Below are 17267 nucleotides of genomic sequence, written 5' to 3'. Positions count from 1 at the left end.
CACCGTGCCTGATTCACCTATCGCCACTCGCGGACGGCCCCCATGGCCCGCCCTCGCTTCCTGCCCGGGGCTGACGCCCGGCAGGGCCTTGTCGCGCTCGCACTGAACTCCTCCACTTCGCTCATGGCCGGGGCAGTACTCGGCTCCCTGGTGGGAACCTTCGAACGACGCCCCGGCCTGCTCGTGCTGGTACCAGCGGCCATTGGCTTGCGCGGCAACGTGTTCGGCTCGCTCGGCAACCGGGTGTCTACGTCCATCCACGCCGGTCAACTCCAACTGCGCTTGCGCCGGTCCAGCATGTTGGGCCAAAACGTGCTGGCGGCCGCCGCCCTTACGTTGGGGATGTCGTTTCTTCTCGTCGGCGTAACGGCCCTGGTCACGGTGGGCCTCGGTCTCGCCCCCACCATCGGCCTCGCCGACCTCACCGTGGTTTCCGTCGGTGGCGGCCTGCTGGCCTCGATTCCCGTGCTAGGGGCCACCCTCGGCCTCGCCGCGGGCGCGGTGCGCTTTGGCTGGGACCTCGACAATGTGAACGCGCCCCTGGTTTCCACCCTCAGCGATGTGCTGACGCTGCCGGCGCTCTACCTGGCGACGGGACTGTTGGGGTACGGCCTGGTGACCACCGGGGCGGGGTGGACGTTGGGGGCATTGGCGTGCCTGGCGCTCCTGGCGGGCATTCGATCACCGCTTCCCGAACTGCGGAGGATCGTCCGATCATCGGTCCCCGTACTGATCTTCGCCGGGGTGGTGTCGAGCGTGGCGGGGGTGGCCCTCGAGGGTCGTATCGCCATCTTCACCGCCCTGCCGGCCCTGCTCATCCTCGTGCCCGCCCACCTCGCAAGTGCGGGTGCCCTCGGGGGCATCCTGTCGGGTCGATTGTCGAGCCAACTCCTGTTGGGCCTCGCTCCGGCCACCGCCATGCCGTCTCGGGCGGCGAGGGCCAATATGGGGTTCGTGGCCGCGCTGAGCCTGCCCGTGTTCATCGCCAACGGTGTTGGGGCCTACGTCGTGGCCGGCCTGCTGCGGCAGCCCACCCCCGCCTTGGGCTCCCTCGTGTTGGTGTCGGTCCTGGCGGGCGCCGGTGCGATGGTGGCGGTGATCACCGTGACCTATTACGGGACCATTGCGTCGGTGAGGGTCGGGGCCGACCCGGACACCTACGGCATCCCGATCGTGTCGTCCTCGGTGGACCTCATCGGCACTCTCACCCTCATCGTCGCTATCGCCGTGGTGGGCTTGGGCTAACTGGTCTTCGGGTTCAATCCAGGCACGGCCCCGTGCTCACCGGCGCCCGCCGCGCCTCCGCCAGCACATCGCGTACCTCCGACATGGCCAACCCGTAAGCCACCCCGGAGCGGTCCGGCGCAATGGCGAAGGCCACCCCCACGACGGCTCCTTGCCCATTCACCATGGCCGCCCCCGAATCGCCCGGACGTAGCGTGACGGCGAGCACCAGAATGTCCCGGGTGGTTTCCTGCTGGTCATAGATGTCTCTACCCGTGGCGCTGACCACTCGGCCCACCGAGAACGGGGCCGCCCGCAGCGCCCCGCCCCTGGGGTGGCCGAACACCGCCCCGAGGTCACCTTTCGCGGCATCGCCCTGCGCCAACGGTGGTCGGTTGAGGCCCGGTGCTCGAATCACCGCCAGATCGCGCTCGGGATCGAAGGCCACCACCGCTCCGGTCACCTCCGAGCCGTCGCTGCGCTGCAGGATCATCCTGTCTCCACCGGCCACCACATGAGCGTTGGTAACCACGAGTTCGTCGCTCACCACGAAGCCGCTGCCCTCCCGAACACTCCGGCAGGCCGCCGCCGAAACCTTCACCGTGGAGGGGACCACCAACTCAACCGTGGCGGCGGCAATGTTGGCAGTGCTCGGCGGTGGACCGATGCCGGGCGCGGGGGTGAAGACCTCGAACACCTGCGGGAACTGATCCTCGTCCACCAAGCGACGAAGGGTCGCCGTCGCCTCGGGTGGATCCGGAAGGTGCTCCCCGACGGCGCGGGCCACCGCCGAGGTACGCACCTGGCTCGACACCCTTCCGGGCACGTCGGCCATCACCGGCAGGAGCACCCAGATGACCACCACCACCCCAACGGCCGCCACGGCTCCCCCCGCCAGGCGGTCCGTCTGACGCACCGCCGAACTCGGGAGGGCTCTGCGTAGACGGGTTCCCCACCACAATCCCAACCCCTTGCCGACCCACCCCAAGAGCAGCACCACGCCCAACGTGACGAGCAGCAGTTCGAACGAGGAACGCTCCGTCATGGCCTCCAGGAGACGGGGAAGCACCCGACCCGCCACCACCAGCCCCACGAGCAGGCCGACCCACGAACTCATCCGAGCCAAAAAGCCGAGTCGGTAGCCGCTGACGAGGGCTGCCCCCAAAAAAAGCAGAACGAGGAGGTCGAGAAGGTTCAGATCGGGGGTCCCAGGAGTCGGGCATGGGTGAGGAAACCGGTGTGCGCCACCATCCGATGATCGGGCCGCACCGAGAGACCTTCAATGTGCCAACCGCGCTGCAGCACCTCGATGGTCTCGGCCATACCGAACTGGCTCTCGACCAGCATCTCTCGCAACTGCACCGCTTGGGTGATCTGGGGTGTGTAGGCCACCAGTAGCCCCCCCGGATGCAGGGCCCGAGCGGCGTGTTTCACCACCATCCACGGCTCGGGGAGATCGAGCACGATGCGATCGAGATCGGTCTCATCGATGCCGTCGTAGCAGTCGCGCTGCTCCACCCGATACCGCCCCAGCACCTCCGGCCCGAGGAACTCCGTCACGTTGGCTACCGCCCGGGCCGCAAAATCTTCCCGCAGTTCGTAACCAACCACATCGGCGCCCGCCCGGAGCATCGTCATCGACAAGGCCCCTGAACCCACACCTGATTCCAGTACCCGCACCCCGGGGTAGATGTCGGCGATCATGAGGAGGGGGCCGAGGTCCTTCGGATAAATCACCTGTGCTCCGCGCGGCATCTTCAACACGAAATCCGAAAGGGTGGGGCGGATGGCCGTGTACATCATCCCGTGGGTAGATCGAAAGGCGTTGCCCTCATGAGCGCCGATGATGGCATCGTGACCAACGATGCCCGAGTGGGAATGGAACTCTTTGCCCACCGCCAACACCAGCATGTAGCGACGCTTCTTGGTGTCGATCAGAAGCACCTGTTCCCCGGCTCTGAAGAGCCCGCTCACGGGCGCCGTCCGAGTTGCACGGGGACGCCGGTGGCTCGCTCCGCCAGTTTACAGAAGGCACATACCTCGCCGGGGGTGGGCGCCCCACATCGCTCGCAGGCGGTGAGTTGGCGCTGTTCCGCCTCGGCCTCGGGGGTGAAACGCGCCGAAGCGCGCGCCAGGAACCCGAAGTAAAAGTCGTGTTTCGAGCCCGGCGAGGTGGCCTCGATGGCGTTGAGGGCTTCCTTGTATCCGAGGTGCTTGTTACCAGCGGCCATCGGACACTCCTCCACGATGTAGTCGATGCCTCGCAGCACGCAGTACGCCGCCATCTCTCGCTCGCCGAGACGCACCAACGGCTTCACCTTCTTGGGGAATCCGTGGCGAGCGGGGAGCACCGGCAGTTGGCGACCAAGGTAGTCGGCTTGCCAATGCAGCACGTTGCCGAACAAAACGGCGGCTTCATCGTCGAGGTTATGGCCGGTAACCACTACGTCATAGCCACCGGATCGGGCCGCCTCGTCGAAGAGATGTCGCTTCGACAAGCCACACGCCGAACACGGCACCCGCTTGGCGGCGGCGGCGCCGGTGGGGATGTCGAACCCGTGATCGCGGGGAAGATCCACCTCCAGGAGCGACAGGCCACGCTCGTCGGCAAAGGAGCGGGCGAACGCACCGGAGGAGTCGCTGTAGTCGCCAATCCCCAGGCCCAGGTAGAGCCCATCCGCCTGATAGCCGAGTTGAAGGAGAATGTCCCATACCGCCAGCGAGTCTTTTCCCCCCGACACGGCCACCAACACACGATCCGTCGACGACAGCATCTGGAAATCTTTGATCGCCCGGGCTACTTGGTCTCGGCAGAGCCGTAGAAAATGCTCGGCGCAAAAATTAGCATTGGCCCGTCGCACGTTGATCACCGCCGGACCTCGGCACACGGTGCACTTCACACCGCACCCCCGGAGATCACCGGACGGATTTCCACCTCATCGCTGTCGTTGAGGAGGGCATCACCGGGAACGAGGGTGTCGCCCACGATCACCAGCACCGTGTCGCGGTGCAACCCGAGACGATCGAGCAAGGCGTGCACCCGGACGGGGCCTTCCATCACCACATCACGCGTGGGATTGCGGAGGCGAACCTTCATGGTTCGTGGGTGATCAGCAGTGCCTCACCCGGCCGCAGTTCCTCTCGTAACACCACCGAACGTCGCGCCGAGCGCTTCTGGTAGGAGCGTAGGAGGTACACGGTAATCCACAGGCCGGTACCGACCGACCGGATGCCGGACCACCGGGCGCGCAGAGCGAGACGCTCAAGCAGGGCGAGCAGCAGCATCAGATGCGGCGGACCTCAACCACCGTGGCGCGTCCTCGACCCTTGCGTCGGCCCCACAGGAACACGGCGGCCAAGACTCCCGCCGCCACCACAATGCCCACCGTCACCAGCGTATTGGTCGCCGACTGGCGGGTGTGGTTGACCCCGCCGCGCAGCTCCCTGAATTTTGCCTCCAAGTCGGAACGTTCGATGGGGCCCGGGGTAGTGGTCGGCGCGCTCATAGGCCTGGTCCCTTCCGTTTCGTGATTCGCCAGGTAGCCAACGCCAACAGCATCAGAGCCACCAGCACGATGATGAGATACGGAACCCAACTGAGGTTGCCGGTGAAGGTCGTGCCGGTTTCGGTCTGGAGCGCCCGCAGACCACTCAACAGCAGCACCACCGCCCCGATACCCAACAGCAGCGACCCCGCCAGGCCGTAACTGAGGTAGCGCCACAATCCCTTGAGGGGATCGAGGGTTTCCTGCTTTGCGTACGAGGTCGTCAACTCCCACAGCTCAGTAGCGACCTCGGGAATGGTCTTCGACGCGTCGTTTGTCCTAGCCACGAAGCCTGGACCCTACTACTCCCACCCCGGAGCCCCCAGACGCAACTCAAGCACTTCGATTTCTTCGTCCAGCATTCGGCTCAGGGTCGCTATTCGCTCCTCGGGAGAGGCGGCTTCCAGCAGACGCTGCCGGTCGAGGGGACCGATCGGGGCCACCGCCGCCGCTTGGTAACTCACCAGTCCCGGGTCGCTCGTCAGTTCAATAGTGGCCGGGGCGGTGGTGTCGCCGGCTTCAGCGGCCAAAGCCAACGCTCGGCGCAAGCGCGCCAGCATCCCCATCCGCTCCTCCTCGCCGTCCACCGCCGGGTCGGGGTCGGTCCAGTACGCCACATCGGCAATCGGATAGGGGTCGTCAGGCCACCAGCGGGTTACCCGAAAGCGGCGCACCCCCACCGCCATCACCGCCCAGCGACCCTCGGGAAGTTCCGCCGATTCCACGATGCGGGCCAGGGTGCCCACCTTCGTGCGCACGTCATCCCCGCCCACCTCCGAGCCGCGCTCAATGAGCACCACTCCAAAGATTCCGTCGTCGGCAAGGGCATCGCGCACTAGTTCGAGATAGCGCGGCTCGAACACGTGTAAGGGCAGACCGACGGAGGGTAAAAGCACCGAGCCGAGCGGAAACATCCGACACCGCTCGATAGCGCCCTCATCCTCCATCTGTCATGCCCCTGTGCCGTCCTGGCGATGACGCACATGACGCCACAGGTGATCGAGAGCCGTGACCGCCCGGTTGGCGGTGGGGTAACAGATACGCCCGCTGGCCCGCACGGCGGCGGGGCCGGCGTTATCGGGGTGGGTCACAGCTAGTTCAGTAGCGGTGAGCACGGGTTTGGCGTACCGCTGGGATGCATCGGCCGCCGCCTGCGCAAAGCGAGCGTCTTGGCGCTCGTGATAGCTGACGATCCGCTCCAGGCCATGGTCGGGGTAAAACGGGCCGCTGCGCATCAGCGCCGCCTGGTTCGACTGGATACCAAGACCGAGGTACACGACGGCATCCACCTCGGGGTGCCCCACGATGAGGTCGATGACCTCGGGGATGGTGTCACGGGTTTCCGCACCGGCGAGGTCGACGGGATTGTTCCGGCTCCAGCGCGGGGGAAGCCGCCCATCCAATGCCGCTCGCAGATCCTCGGGCAGGGGCGCCAAGATGAGCGAGGACCGGGTGATCGCATCGGCGGCCACCACGCCCCACCCCCCGGCGGTGGTGAGCACCACCACCCGGTTTCCGCGGGGCAAGGGCTGCGTGGCAAAGGTGGCGGCCACCTCGAAGGCCTCCTCGATGGTGGCAGCCCGGGTGATCCCGGCCTGGCGACACATACCATCAAACACCCGGTCATCTGAGGCCAGCGAACCCGTGTGGGATGCGGCCGCTCGTTGGCCGCCGGCGGTGGCCCCGCCTTTCACGAGTACCACGGGCTTCACGGCGGCCACCGCCCGGGTGCGTTCGTAAAAGGCGCGTCCGTCGGGCACCCCTTCCACGTAGGCCAAGGCCACGGTGGTCACCGGGTCGCTGGCGAAGAACTCGAGGTAATCCGGGATGGTCACCTGGGCGGCGTTGCCGGCCGAGACGGCGCGGCTCACCCCCACCCCGGTTTGCACGGCGTAGTTCATGAACGACGAGATGAAGTTCCCCGATTGCGAGGCGATGGCGATGCCTCCCGCCGGCGGGTACGGGGCCACGATCTGTGCGCAAAGTTGGGCCGGGGTCGACACCACGCCCTGCCCGTTCGGTCCGGCTACCAGCATCCCCAGTTCCTCGGCGAGGGCCACCAACTCGGCCTGCAAGGCTTCGCCTTCCTCCCCGGCTTCGCCGTACCCCGCCGAGGCCAGGAAGGCGGCTCGGATTCCCTTCCCCGCACAGGCGCGCAACAACTCGGCGTTGGCGGCGGCCGGTGTGCAAACAAAAACGAGGTCGATCACCCCGTCGGGGAGATCCTCCAGCGAGGCCACGATCGGGATGCCCAGTACCTCCCCGGCCTCGCGACTCGTGCCGTACACACCTCCGGCGTAGCCCGACGCCACGATGTTGTGGAGCGACACGAACCCGAACTTGCCGGGATGGGTGGACACCCCCGCCACCAGCACCGCCCGCGGCTCGAACAGGGCCCGAAATCCCTCGGCGTTCACCGCCCCCATCACGCCACTTCCAGTAACGCATCAACCGCCACGGGCTGACCATCCACCACGATCAGCGGGTTCAGGTCGGCGGCCACGATCGTCGGATCGGCTACGGCCGCCGCCGATAGGCCCACGATCACGTCCACCAGTGCTTCGCGATCAACGGCGGGCTCCCCCCGAAAAGGGCCGAGCAACTTCTGGGTGGCGAGGTCGTCGATCATCGACGCCGCGTCACCTCGAGACACCGGGACGAGCCGAAAGGCCACGTCGGCCACCGCCTCGGCGAGGATGCCCCCCACCCCCAACATCACCGTCATGCCGAATTGGGCATCGTGGTGCAGGCCGGCAATGAGTTCTCGCTGGCCCGAGAGCATCGGCGCCACCAAGAGATGCACCTCACCATCATCAAGGGTGGCGGCAGCCAGCAGCGAGGTGGCGGCCTCCTCTACGGCAGCCGCGTCGCCCAAGCGCAGGCGCACCAGACCGCGCTCGGTCTTATGCGCGATGGTGTCGCCCCCCAACTTGAGCACCACGGGATAACCAAGGGTGGTCGCGGCTGCCGCCGCCTCGGTGGCGGTGGTCACCCTGCGCTCGTCGGGGAAAGGGATCCCGTAGGCGGCCAGGCGCGTTTTCGAATCGGCCTCGGAGAGGGTGGGCATGAGGCGTACGGTAGCGGCCGTGAAGGCTGGGCCCTGCGGGATGATCGAAGGTTTCTACGGCCCACCGTGGTCCTGGGGGGCGCGCACCGCCCTGGCGGACCGCTACGCCGCCGAAGGGTTGGCGGACTACATCTACGCACCAAAGGACGATCCGAAACATCGGGAGTTGTGGCGGGTGCTCTACGACACCGTCGAGTTGGCCGCCTTTGCCCGATTCGCCGAGCGCCCCCACGGACGCCTGGGGTTCGCTATCTCGCCGGGACTGTCGATGGCCTACGACGATCCCCATGACCGCGAGGCCCTCGGCGGCAAGGTGGATCAGGTGGTGGCGGCCGGTGCCACCCTGGTGTTGTTGACCCTCGACGACATCCCCTTCGGTGGCGAGGCCCAAGGCCACGCCCACGCCCGCCTCACCACCTGGCTGCACCGTCATCTCGGTTCCCGAGCCGAGGTGGCTCTGATACCAACCGAGTACGTCGGTGTCGCCCGCTCGCCCTACCTCGATGCCCTAGCGGCCGGAGTACCCGAGGAAGTTCCCATTGGGTGGACCGGGCGTGCGGTGGTGAACGACACCATCACCGTGGCCGATGCCGAAGCTCGCGCCGCCGCCCTCGGTGGCCGGCGCCCGTTGCTGTGGGACAACTACCCGGTGAACGATGCCCTAATGAGCGATCGGCTCTTCATGGGGCCGTTGCGAGGTCGCCAGCACGGCCTCGTCGATGCCTGTTCGGGCTATCTGGCCAACCCGATGGTGCAACCCATCGCCAACTACTTACCGCTGGCCTCCGTCGCCGCGTTCGTTCGCGGTGAGGATCCCATCCTGGCTTGGCAGCAGGAGGCCGGAGCCCTCGGGTGGCTGACGTTCGCTCAGGCCTGCGACAGCGACACCGCCGAGGGCGTGGTGGACACAGCCGCGATGGGCGACCTCAACCCCGCCCGAGCCTTCTTCGAGGCCGCCGCCGACTGCACGGCCCCCGGGATCGAGGACGAGGCAGGGCCGTGGCTCATACAGATACAGCGCGATGCGCGCCTAGCCCTGAGGGCCCTGGCGGTGATCGAGGGCGACCGATCGGTGGAGACCATCATGGCCATGACGGCGCGATGGCAGGCCTCACGGCGGTCCCCGGTCAGTGTCTTTGGTCCCCGCTGCTCCATTCGCCCCGTGATCACCCAGGCCCACGACGGCACCTGGAAGGTGGATCCCGCCGCCTTCACCGTGGATGCCAACGCCATCGACACCCTCGTGGGTCTCGCCCTCGCCACCCTTTGACGCAGGGGCCCTAGGGCTCCAGTGCCGCCCGAAAGAACTCGCGGAAATGCTCCAAGCGAGCCGCCAGCGCGTCGTCCGACAGTGGGTCCCGAGCGAGCACTCCCCGCCAAAACGGCACGTCGGAGAAGTACCCCATGATGGCGCTGGTGCCGGTGATGATCAGCTGTTCCGGATCGTGCTTTCGGAAACGGCCGGCACCGATCTCGCTTTCAAAGAAGCCCACCGCTCGATCAAACAGGGGCTTCAACACGGTGCCGAGGTCTACCCCCAGGTGGCCCTGCCCATCCAGCGCTTCGCGACGCATGATCCTCACGAACTCTGCGTTGTCGGTAAAAAACTCGAAGGCCGCGGTGACGACATGATCCAGTTTGCTCCAGCCGGCTTGATCCTGCTCCGCCACCGCTGCCTCTACCCGCACGATGAAATCCGCCAGGGAGGTTTCAAACACGTTGCGGTAGATCGCCTCTTTCGAAGCAAAATGGTGCAAGAGGCTGGGCTTTCGCAGGCCCACCCCCGCGGCGATGTCGTTCAGAGAGGTGCCGTCGAAACCCTGCTCGGCAAAGCACCGACGAGCCTCCAACAAGATGGCCTCACGGGTAGAGATGACCACGTCGGGTTCGGACACGCGCCTGACGCTACCGCCCGATTGCTCTTGTAGGGTGCTCGATGTGACGACGTCGGATCTTGACCAGCGAGCCATCAATGTGGTGCGGGGTCTCGCCATGGACGGCCCCCACGCCGCCCGTTCGGGCCACCAGGGCACCGCCATGGCGCTCGCCCCTCTGGCCCACGTGTTGTGGACCCGGGTCATGAAATACGACGCCAGCGATCCCCACTGGCCTGATCGCGACCGCTTCGTACTTTCCATCGGCCACGCCTCCATCCTGCTGTATTCGATGCTGCACCTCACCGGCTACGACCTGAGCGAACAGGACCTGGCGGACTTCCGCCAGTGGGGCAGCAAGACCCCCGGTCACCCCGAACGGGGTCACACCGACGGTGTCGAGGTGACCACGGGGCCCCTGGGCCAGGGCCTGGGGAACGCCGTGGGATTGGCCATTGCCGAACGGCAACTTCGAGCGCGCTTCGGGGAGGACATGGTTCACCACCACACCTGGTGCCTGGTGGGCGACGGTGACCTCTCGGAGGGTCTGTCGCACGAGGCCGCCTCGCTGGCCGGTCACCTCGGCCTCGGTGGGCTGATCTGCGTCTACGACGACAACCACATCTCGATCGACGGGCCCACCGAGCTATCCCTCAGCGATAGCGCCGCGGATCGCTTCCGCTCCTATGGATGGCACGTGGAGGAGTTAGGGGAGGTGGCCGAAGATCTCGACGTTCTCGAAGCCGCCCTGCGCCGCGCCGCCGACGTGGAAGACCAACCCTCGCTGTTGGTACTGCGCAGCCACATCGCCTATCCCTCCCCCACCCGCACCGACGATCCGGCCGCCCATGCGTACGCCCTTAAGGCCGAAGAGATCACCGCCGCCAAGGCCGTCATGGGCCTCCCCGACGAGCCGTTCTTCCTTCCCGAAGACGTGGTGATGCTCTACCGCCGCGCCGGCACTCGTGGCCGCGAAGAGCGCGACGCGTGGACCAAGCGGGTGGAGGCCTTCGGCGGGGACCGGGTGCTCTACGACGACACCCTGGCGGCTCGGGGTTGTCTGGGCTGGGAGACCGCCCTGCCCTCGTGGGAGGTAGGAGCGTCCGTGGCGACCCGGGTGGCCAGCGGCGCCGTCCTGCAAGCCCTCGCCGAGGTGGTCCCGGCCCTCCTCGCCGGTGGCGCCGACCTCACCAGTAATACCGGAACGGTGCTTGAGGGCCACGGTGTACAAAGCCGGGCCGATCCCGCCGGCCGCCAGTTGTACTTCGGGGTGCGCGAGCACGCCATGGCCGCCACCATGAACGGGATGGCCCTGCATGGTGGTGTCGTCCCGGTGGGCGGCACATTCCTGGTGTTCAGCGACTACAACCGTCCCTCGATCCGCCTCGCCGCCCTTTCCCGGGCCAAGGTGATTTACTCCTTCACCCACGACTCGGTAGGAGTGGGCGAAGACGGGCCCACCCACCAGCCCGTCGAGCAGTTGGCGGCGCTGCGGGCGATCCCCGGGCTTCGAGTGATCCGGCCGGCCGATGCCAACGAGACCGCCGAAGCGTGGCGGCTGGCGTTGTCCCACGATGGGCCCACTGCGCTCATTCTCTCCCGCCAGGACCTCCCCGTGCTGCCCGGCACGCGGGGCGGGCAGCTCGACCACGGGGCCCGCGTGCTGCGAGCCGTCGACGCCGCCGACATCGTGCTGGTGGCTACCGGAAGTGAAGTACACATCGCCATGGCGGCGGCCGACCGGCTCGCCGCCGAAGGCATCGAGGCGCAGGTCGTCTCCCTCGCCTGTTGGGACCTGTTTGCCGAACAACCCGACCTGGTGCAGGACGCCATCTTGCCCCCCGAGATCCCGGCCCTGTCGGTGGAAGCGGGCACGTCGTTCGGGTGGGAGCGATGGGTCGACGACAGCGTCGCCATCGACGGGTTCGGTGCCTCGGCACCGGGGGCACGGGTGCTCACCGAGTTCGGCTTCACCGCCGAGCACGTGGCCTACCGCTCTCGTCAGCTGCTCGCCGACCTAGACGACTTCACATGAGCCATCCCCCCGACCTCGGCGATCTCCACACCCACGGGCAGAGCCCTTGGATGGACAACCTGCGGCGGGAATGGCTTACCAACGGCGAGTTGGCCCGTTGGGTGGAGCGCGGCATCCGTGGCCTCACTTCCAATCCGTCGATCTTCCAAAAGGCCATCAGTTCAGGACACGACTACGACGAGCAGTTTGACGACCTGATCCGCCACGGTTCGTCGGTCCTCGACGCCTACTGGGATCTGGTCACCACCGACATCAACGGTGCACTGGCGCTCCTCCGACCCGTCTACGACGCCAGCGACGGTGTCGACGGCTACGTGTCGGTGGAGATCGCGCCCGCCTTGGCCCGCGACGCCGCCAGCACGGAAACGGCGGCCCGACGGTTGCACGAGCGAATCAACGAGCCCAACCTCTACGTGAAGATCCCCGGCACCACCGAGGGGATCGCGCCGATTCGGACGATGATCGCCGAGGGTCGCAGCATCAACGTCACCTTGATCTTCAGCCTTGAGCGCTACGCCGAGGTGATGGAGGCCTACCTCGCCGGTCTGGAACGGGCCGAGGGGGACCTGAGCCGGATTTCCAGCGTCGCCAGTTTCTTCATCTCGCGGGTAGACAGCGAAGTGGATCGCCGGCTCGACGCTATCGCCACACCCGCCGCGCTCGCCCTACGCGGCCAGGTGGCCATCGCCCAGGCCCAGGTGGCCTACGCCGAGTTCCGAGCCACCTTTCAGGGCGAACGCTGGGAGGCCCTCGTGGCCCGGGGGGCCCGCGTACAACGGCCCCTGTGGGCCTCTACCTCCACCAAGAATCCGGCCTACCCCGATACTTGCTATGTGGATGAACTCATCGGGCCCGACACGGTGAACACGATGCCGGAGGAAACCATCGCGGCGTTCCTCGATCACGGCCGAGTGGAGCGAAGGGTAGATGCCCACCCCAACGCGGCACGCGAGGTTCTCGCCGCCGCCGAAGCCGTCGGTGTCCACCTGGCCGATGTGGGCGAGGTGCTGGAAGCGCAGGGAGTGGCCTCGTTTGCCAAAGCGTTCGACGACCTCATCGGTGTTCTCGAGGCTAAAGCCGTCGAAACGACCACCCCCTGACATGTACGGGGAACTTGCGGTGGTGGATGACGTGCCCGGAGAGTTTGCCGAACGCGTGATCGAAGCCTTCCAGTCCCGTCCCCAGGAGACCTTCTCGTTTGCTGTGTCCGGCGGCGAAACCGCTCGCCTTTGCTACGAGCGCCTCGCCGATGAAGCCGGATCGCAAATCGATTGGTGGAAGGTGAACATCTACTGGGGCGATGAGCGGTGCGTCCCCCAGGAGTCACCTGATTCCAATTACCACCTCGCCCGCACCGCCCTTCTCGAACCGGTGGGGGCGGTGAACGCCACCTTCCCCATGTTCTGCGATGAGGGTCCCGACCCGTACCAACTGCGCCTCGGCGAACTGGGCCACCTCGACCTCGTACACCTCGGCTTGGGCACCGACGGCCACACGGCCTCACTGTTTCCGCGATCGACCGGCCTGGAGGCCGACCCGGGACGCCTCGTGGTGATGAATATCGACCCGACGGGAAACCATCCCCACCGGCGGATGACCCTCACCCAGGCCGGGATCGCCCGGGCCAACCTGGTGCTGGTCACCGTCGTCGGTGAAGCCAAGCGCGAGGCCCTGGCGCGCGTCGTGGCCGGCGACCCCGATTGCCCCGCCAGCCACGTTCGTGCCCCGCAGGTGATCTGGATCGCCGATCCGTCGGCCGCCGGGCCACCCGCCTAAGGGAACGGCGACGATAGGGTGCGCCCATGTCCCGGACGGCCCAGCACCACGCGGAACTAGCCCGGCGGCCCCTCCCGGACCTGCTGCGCCAAGCCCAGGCTGTGCGCGACCAAGCCCACGGCCGTCGAGTCACATTTTCGCCGAAGGTATTCATCCCGCTCACGATGCTGTGTCGCGATCGGTGTGGCTACTGCACCTTTGCCCAACCGCCCGCCCGGTTGGCCTCGCCCTACCTCACCCCCGAACAGGTCTTGGCGATCGCCACCACCGGTGCCCGTGCCGGCTGCCACGAGGCGCTCTTCACCCTCGGGGAAGGCCCCGAGGATCGCTATCCGATTGCCCGCCAGTGGCTTCACGAGCACGGCTATGCCTCCACGGTGGAGTACCTCATCGCCATGGCGCGCCTGGTGTTGCACGAGACGGGGTTGCTTCCCCACGCCAATGCCGGGGCGCTCACCAAGGCTGAGTTGGCGAGTCTGCGGTCGGTTGCCCCCAGTCAGGGGATGATGATCGAGTCGTTGCGAGCGGACCTCGATTGTCATCGCGGCGCCCCCGATAAAGACCCGGCCCGCCGCTTGGCCACCCTTGAGGGGGCGGGCGAACTGGCCATCCCCTTCACCACCGGGATCCTCGTGGGAATCGGAGAGACCCTCTCGGACCGCATCGAGGCGCTGGAGGCCATTGCGGCTTCTCACCTCCGCCACGGCCATGTCCAAGAGGTAATCGTCCAGAATTTCCTGCCCAAAACGGGCACCGCCATGCACAACGCCCCGGCCTGCCCCCCCGAGGACTACCAACAGGCCATCGCGCTGGCCCGTCTCATCCTCCCGCCCGACATCCATCTGCAGGCCCCCCCCAACCTGTCCGACGACTTTGCCCCCCTGCTCGCGGCGGGGATCGACGACTGGGGTGGCGTCTCTCCTGTCACCGCCGACCACGTCAATCCCGAGCGCCCCTGGCCGGGCCTCGAGCGGCTGCGGCAGGTCACCGAAGAGGCTGGCTTCATGCTCGCCCCGCGCCTCACCCTCTACCCGCCTTTTGCTCTCGACCCGTTGCGGTGGCTGAGCCCGGAGACCCGCTTCGGCGTACTCGATCGAAGCGATGCCGAAGGTCTGGCCCGCGACGACCCCGGGTCGGTGTTTCCCGAACAGATCAAAGCGGCCGTAGAAGCCGGTACCGGGGCCGAGGTCGTGCAGATTGGTCGCCGTAACACCGCCTGGTACTCCGGTGCCCCGGTGGAGCCGGTCCATCTCGTCCCGGCACCCGGTCGGCGCGGCTGGCGCGGCCCGGTGGGCGAGATTCTCGACGGAGTCCTGTTGGGCCAGGAGGTCGGCGAGGACGAGATCACCACGCTGTTCTCCGCCCGCGGCAGCGAGGTGGCGGCGGTGGCGGAGGTCGCCGACGATCTGCGTCGATCCGTGGTGGGCGGTGTGGTCACCTATGTGCGCAATCGCAACATCAACTACACCAATGTCTGCACCTTCAAGTGCCGTTTCTGCGGCTTCTCCAAGGGTCCGCTCTCCCTCAACCTGCGGGGAAAGCCCTACCTCCTCACCCTCGAAGACATCCAGGCTCGCGTGCTCGAAGGCGTGGCCGCCGGGGCCACCGAAGTGTGCCTGCAGGGTGGCATCCACCCCGACTTCGACGGCGATTACTACATCGATGTGGCCCGCGCCGTCCATGACGTCGCCCCCCAAATCCACATCCACGGTTTCACTGCGCTGGAGGTAACCGAGGGGGCCAAACGCCTCGGGGAACCGCTCGCCGACTATCTCAAACGCCTCATGGCGGTGGGTCTCAAGACCCTCCCGGGGACCGCCGCCGAGATACTCGACGACCCCGTCCGTGCCCTTCTCTGCCCCGACAAGATCAACACCGAGGAATGGCTCGAAGCCCACCGCACCGCCCATCAGGTCGGCCTGCGCTCCAATGTCACCATCATGTTTGGGGCCATTGAGCAACCGCGCTCCTGGGCCCGCCACCTCGTACGCACCCGGGACCTCCAGCAGGAGACCGGCGGCTTCACCGAGTTCGTCCCCCTGCCCTTCGTGCACATGGCGGCACCGATCTACCTACAGCACAACGCCCGCCGGGGCCCCACCTTCCGCGAGGCGGTGCTCATGCACGCCGTAGGGCGGATCGCCTATCACGGGTGGATCGACAACATCCAGGTGTCGTGGGTGAAGATGGGTCATGGCGGTGCCGCCCAAATCCTGCAGGCCGGAGCCAATGATCTCGGTGGGACGCTGATGGACGAAAACATTTCGCGAGCGGCGGGGGCCAGCCACGGAACCATGATGGATGAAGATGGCTTCCGGGCCTGGGTGGCGCCTCTCGGTCGGCACCTCGAGCAGCGCACCACCTTGTACGGCCGTCCCGAACGGGCCGACGCTCCCTAGCGCCCACCGCTCCCTCGTTCATGTCTTCCGGCCATGATGATCTCGTGCACGCCTGGCCCCGGACCAGTGGAGCGAACCGCTTGGCGGATTAGTCGAGATCGTGATGGCGGTCGGGTTCTTGCAGGATGCCCACCGCTTTCTCCACCGCCCGACGGGCCCGGGCCATGCGTTTCTCGTCCACGGGAAGTTCGTGGCCGCCCGCATCAATACTCTCTTTCAGTCGCTGGATCGACAGGTCGGCCAACTCCTCAGAGATCGCTTCGAGGCGATCGCGAATGTCATCGAACTCACCGGCCATCGCGTGGAGCGTAGGGCAGTAACCTCCAGAGTCCCCGACCAGGAGCGACCATGCCCGACGACATCCACGAATTGGTGAGTTTCGAAGACCCCGACCTCGACCGCACCTGGGTGTTCGACATCACCTTCCTCACCAGTGGTTGGCGGTGTGTCTTTGGGGATGGCTGCCAGGGGGTGCTCACCGAAGCGGCCCCGGAGTTGCATCAGGGCTGCTGTAGCTACGGCGCCCACTTCGTGGACGAAGCCGACGAGGCGAACATGCTCAGTTACGTCGACCGCCTCACTCCTGAGCTATGGCAGTTCCATCGCCAGGGCCACCAGAGGGGAACCACCAAGACCAGCAAGGCCGGTGACATCACCACCCGACTGGTGGATGGGGCCTGCATCTTCCTGAACCGTCCGGGCTTCGAGGGAGGCATCGGATGCGCGCTGCACACCGCCGCCCTGGCCGCCGGCGAACGGCCCCTCGATTGGAAGCCCACCGTGTGCTGGCAACTTCCGCTTCGCCTCGACGACCAAACCGAGGACGATGGCCATGTCACCTCAACGCTGCGGGAGTGGAAGCGCCGCGACTGGGGAGACGGCGGCGTGGAGTTCCACTGGTGGTGCACCGAAGATCCTGACGCCTTCGTCGACCATCAGCCGGTCTACGAGACAATGCGCGACGAGATCGTAGAAACCGTCGGGCAGAGGGTCTATGACATGTTCGTCGAACATGTCTCGGCCCGAGGCACCGAGCAGTACCTACCTCACCCCGCCCTACGGAAGCGTTGAGGCGACGAGGACCTACTGCGGATCCGCCAGCTCGGAATCTTCGTCGAGGGCACCGTACTTGCGCGCCAACTCGGCGTAGTGGTCCTCCTCTCCGTCGTTATTGTCACTGTCGTTATCGTTGGTCTCGGAACGCCCCGCCTCATTACTGAACAGGAAATCCGGACCGGACTGTTTGAGCTTACGGGCTTCTTCGAAGCGCCGATGGCGTCCCTTTTTCACGGACGGCTCCCAGACTCGCAGGGGTGATGGACTTCCACCCTAGCGCGAGGCCACCAG

At 66.7% G+C, this 17267-nt stretch carries 20 protein-coding genes; 7 read left to right on the top strand and 13 right to left on the bottom strand.

The features are described from left to right. Positions 1-42 precede the first annotated feature (42 nt). Positions 43-1245 carry a hypothetical protein gene (locus tag EXQ71_04290; protein ID MSO86725.1) on the top strand — a complete coding sequence of 401 codons (1203 nt, stop codon included), beginning with the start codon at positions 43-45 and terminating at the stop codon, positions 1243-1245. Between the two features lie 13 nt (positions 1246-1258). Here EXQ71_04290 and EXQ71_04285 read toward each other — a convergent pair whose 3' ends face one another. From EXQ71_04285 to EXQ71_04240, 10 genes are all read right to left on the bottom strand, one after another. Beyond that, positions 1259-2422: a MarP family serine protease gene (locus tag EXQ71_04285; protein ID MSO86724.1), complete on the bottom strand. Its 1164-nt coding sequence runs from the start codon at positions 2420-2422 to the stop codon at positions 1259-1261. Beyond that, positions 2419-3198 carry a tRNA (adenine-N1)-methyltransferase gene (locus EXQ71_04280; protein ID MSO86723.1) on the bottom strand — a complete coding sequence of 260 codons (780 nt, stop codon included), beginning with the start codon at positions 3196-3198 and terminating at the stop codon, positions 2419-2421. The genes EXQ71_04285 and EXQ71_04280 overlap by 4 nt, the downstream gene beginning before the upstream one ends. Next, complete coding sequence (locus EXQ71_04275; protein MSO86722.1) at positions 3195-3998, bottom strand: adenine nucleotide alpha hydrolase family protein; 804 nt, start codon at positions 3996-3998, stop codon at positions 3195-3197. The genes EXQ71_04280 and EXQ71_04275 overlap by 4 nt, the downstream gene beginning before the upstream one ends. Positions 3999-4120: 122 nt before the next feature. Further along, positions 4121-4321, bottom strand: a complete 201-nt coding sequence (locus EXQ71_04270) for a MoaD/ThiS family protein (protein ID MSO86721.1) — start codon at positions 4319-4321, stop codon at positions 4121-4123. After that, complete coding sequence (locus EXQ71_04265; GenBank protein MSO86720.1) at positions 4318-4509, bottom strand: hypothetical protein; 192 nt, start codon at positions 4507-4509, stop codon at positions 4318-4320. The genes EXQ71_04270 and EXQ71_04265 overlap by 4 nt, the downstream gene beginning before the upstream one ends. Continuing rightward, positions 4509-4730: a hypothetical protein gene (locus EXQ71_04260; protein MSO86719.1), complete on the bottom strand. Its 222-nt coding sequence runs from the start codon at positions 4728-4730 to the stop codon at positions 4509-4511. The genes EXQ71_04265 and EXQ71_04260 overlap by 1 nt, the downstream gene beginning before the upstream one ends. Beyond that, entirely contained in the window at positions 4727-5056 is a 330-nt protein-coding gene (locus EXQ71_04255; protein ID MSO86718.1) for a hypothetical protein, read from the bottom strand. The genes EXQ71_04260 and EXQ71_04255 overlap by 4 nt, the downstream gene beginning before the upstream one ends. Positions 5057-5071: 15 nt before the next feature. Further along, complete coding sequence (locus tag EXQ71_04250) at positions 5072-5683, bottom strand: hypothetical protein (protein ID MSO86717.1); 612 nt, start codon at positions 5681-5683, stop codon at positions 5072-5074. Between the two features lie 36 nt (positions 5684-5719). Next, positions 5720-7195, bottom strand: a complete 1476-nt coding sequence (locus tag EXQ71_04245) for a hypothetical protein (protein ID MSO86716.1) — start codon at positions 7193-7195, stop codon at positions 5720-5722. After that, positions 7195-7836 (bottom strand): carboxylate--amine ligase, encoded by a 642-nt coding sequence (locus EXQ71_04240; protein MSO86715.1) that lies wholly within the window; start codon positions 7834-7836, stop codon positions 7195-7197. The genes EXQ71_04245 and EXQ71_04240 overlap by 1 nt, the downstream gene beginning before the upstream one ends. Here EXQ71_04240 and EXQ71_04235 point away from each other — a divergent pair. After that, positions 7835-9106 carry a hypothetical protein gene (locus EXQ71_04235; GenBank protein ID MSO86714.1) on the top strand — a complete coding sequence of 424 codons (1272 nt, stop codon included), beginning with the start codon at positions 7835-7837 and terminating at the stop codon, positions 9104-9106. The genes EXQ71_04240 and EXQ71_04235 overlap by 2 nt on opposite strands. A gap of 10 nt (positions 9107-9116) precedes the next feature. Here the strand turns inward: EXQ71_04235 and EXQ71_04230 are convergent, their stop codons facing one another. Further along, positions 9117-9875 carry a TetR/AcrR family transcriptional regulator gene (locus EXQ71_04230; protein MSO86713.1) on the bottom strand — a complete coding sequence of 253 codons (759 nt, stop codon included), beginning with the start codon at positions 9873-9875 and terminating at the stop codon, positions 9117-9119. Here EXQ71_04230 and tkt point away from each other — a divergent pair. The 4 genes from tkt to cofH are packed head-to-tail and all read left to right on the top strand — an operon-like array spanning position 9709 to position 15920. Continuing rightward, a complete protein-coding gene (gene tkt, locus EXQ71_04225; protein ID MSO86712.1) occupies positions 9709-11745 on the top strand; it encodes a transketolase in 2037 nt (678 codons plus the stop codon). The two genes, EXQ71_04230 and tkt, sit on opposite strands and share 167 nt — an antisense overlap. Continuing rightward, a complete protein-coding gene (gene tal, locus EXQ71_04220; protein ID MSO86711.1) occupies positions 11742-12845 on the top strand; it encodes a transaldolase in 1104 nt (367 codons plus the stop codon). Before tkt ends, tal begins: the two co-directional genes overlap by 4 nt. After that, positions 12724-13521 carry a 6-phosphogluconolactonase gene (gene pgl / locus EXQ71_04215; GenBank protein MSO86710.1) on the top strand — a complete coding sequence of 266 codons (798 nt, stop codon included), beginning with the start codon at positions 12724-12726 and terminating at the stop codon, positions 13519-13521. The genes tal and pgl overlap by 122 nt, the downstream gene beginning before the upstream one ends. A 26-nt stretch (positions 13522-13547) precedes the next feature. Beyond that, on the top strand, positions 13548-15920 hold the full coding sequence (gene cofH, locus EXQ71_04210; protein ID MSO86709.1) for a 7,8-didemethyl-8-hydroxy-5-deazariboflavin synthase subunit CofH: 2373 nt from the start codon (positions 13548-13550) through the stop codon (positions 15918-15920). 88 nt (positions 15921-16008) lie between these two features. On the opposite strand, the gene EXQ71_04205 is transcribed toward cofH, so the two are convergent. Continuing rightward, a complete protein-coding gene (locus EXQ71_04205; GenBank protein ID MSO86708.1) occupies positions 16009-16218 on the bottom strand; it encodes a hypothetical protein in 210 nt (69 codons plus the stop codon). A 50-nt stretch (positions 16219-16268) separates the two neighbouring features. Here EXQ71_04205 and EXQ71_04200 point away from each other — a divergent pair, with 50 nt between their 5' ends. Further along, on the top strand, positions 16269-16991 hold the full coding sequence (locus tag EXQ71_04200) for a DUF3109 family protein (protein MSO86707.1): 723 nt from the start codon (positions 16269-16271) through the stop codon (positions 16989-16991). Positions 16992-17003: 12 nt separating this feature from the next. Here the strand turns inward: EXQ71_04200 and EXQ71_04195 are convergent, their stop codons facing one another. Further along, positions 17004-17210 carry a hypothetical protein gene (locus EXQ71_04195; GenBank protein ID MSO86706.1) on the bottom strand — a complete coding sequence of 69 codons (207 nt, stop codon included), beginning with the start codon at positions 17208-17210 and terminating at the stop codon, positions 17004-17006. Positions 17211-17267: the final 57 nt, after the last annotated feature.

Source organism: Acidimicrobiia bacterium (assembly GCA_009694375.1).
GTDB lineage: Bacteria > Actinomycetota > Acidimicrobiia > Acidimicrobiales > VFJN01 > VFJN01.
Note: the sequence above shows the minus strand (reverse complement) of the source record. Positions and strands in the feature narration are given on the sequence as shown.

Coding starts and splice junctions, on each gene's coding strand:
- EXQ71_04290 (MSO86725.1), top strand. CDS start 43: ATGGCCCGCCCTCGCTTCCTGCCCGGGGCTGACGCCCGGCAGGGCCTT.
- EXQ71_04275 (MSO86722.1), bottom strand. CDS start 3,998: ATGCTGTCGTCGACGGATCGTGTGTTGGTGGCCGTGTCGGGGGGAAAA.
- EXQ71_04270 (MSO86721.1), bottom strand. CDS start 4,321: ATGAAGGTTCGCCTCCGCAATCCCACGCGTGATGTGGTGATGGAAGGC.
- EXQ71_04265 (MSO86720.1), bottom strand. CDS start 4,509: ATGCTGCTGCTCGCCCTGCTTGAGCGTCTCGCTCTGCGCGCCCGGTGG.
- EXQ71_04260 (MSO86719.1), bottom strand. CDS start 4,730: ATGAGCGCGCCGACCACTACCCCGGGCCCCATCGAACGTTCCGACTTG.
- EXQ71_04250 (MSO86717.1), bottom strand. CDS start 5,683: ATGTTTCCGCTCGGCTCGGTGCTTTTACCCTCCGTCGGTCTGCCCTTA.
- EXQ71_04245 (MSO86716.1), bottom strand. CDS start 7,195: ATGGGGGCGGTGAACGCCGAGGGATTTCGGGCCCTGTTCGAGCCGCGG.
- EXQ71_04235 (MSO86714.1), top strand. CDS start 7,835: ATGAGGCGTACGGTAGCGGCCGTGAAGGCTGGGCCCTGCGGGATGATC.
- EXQ71_04240 (MSO86715.1), bottom strand. CDS start 7,836: ATGCCCACCCTCTCCGAGGCCGATTCGAAAACGCGCCTGGCCGCCTAC.
- tkt (MSO86712.1), top strand. CDS start 9,709: ATGACCACGTCGGGTTCGGACACGCGCCTGACGCTACCGCCCGATTGC.
- EXQ71_04230 (MSO86713.1), bottom strand. CDS start 9,875: ATGGCGGTGCCCTGGTGGCCCGAACGGGCGGCGTGGGGGCCGTCCATG.
- tal (MSO86711.1), top strand. CDS start 11,742: ATGAGCCATCCCCCCGACCTCGGCGATCTCCACACCCACGGGCAGAGC.
- cofH (MSO86709.1), top strand. CDS start 13,548: ATGTCCCGGACGGCCCAGCACCACGCGGAACTAGCCCGGCGGCCCCTC.
- EXQ71_04205 (MSO86708.1), bottom strand. CDS start 16,218: ATGGCCGGTGAGTTCGATGACATTCGCGATCGCCTCGAAGCGATCTCT.
- EXQ71_04200 (MSO86707.1), top strand. CDS start 16,269: ATGCCCGACGACATCCACGAATTGGTGAGTTTCGAAGACCCCGACCTC.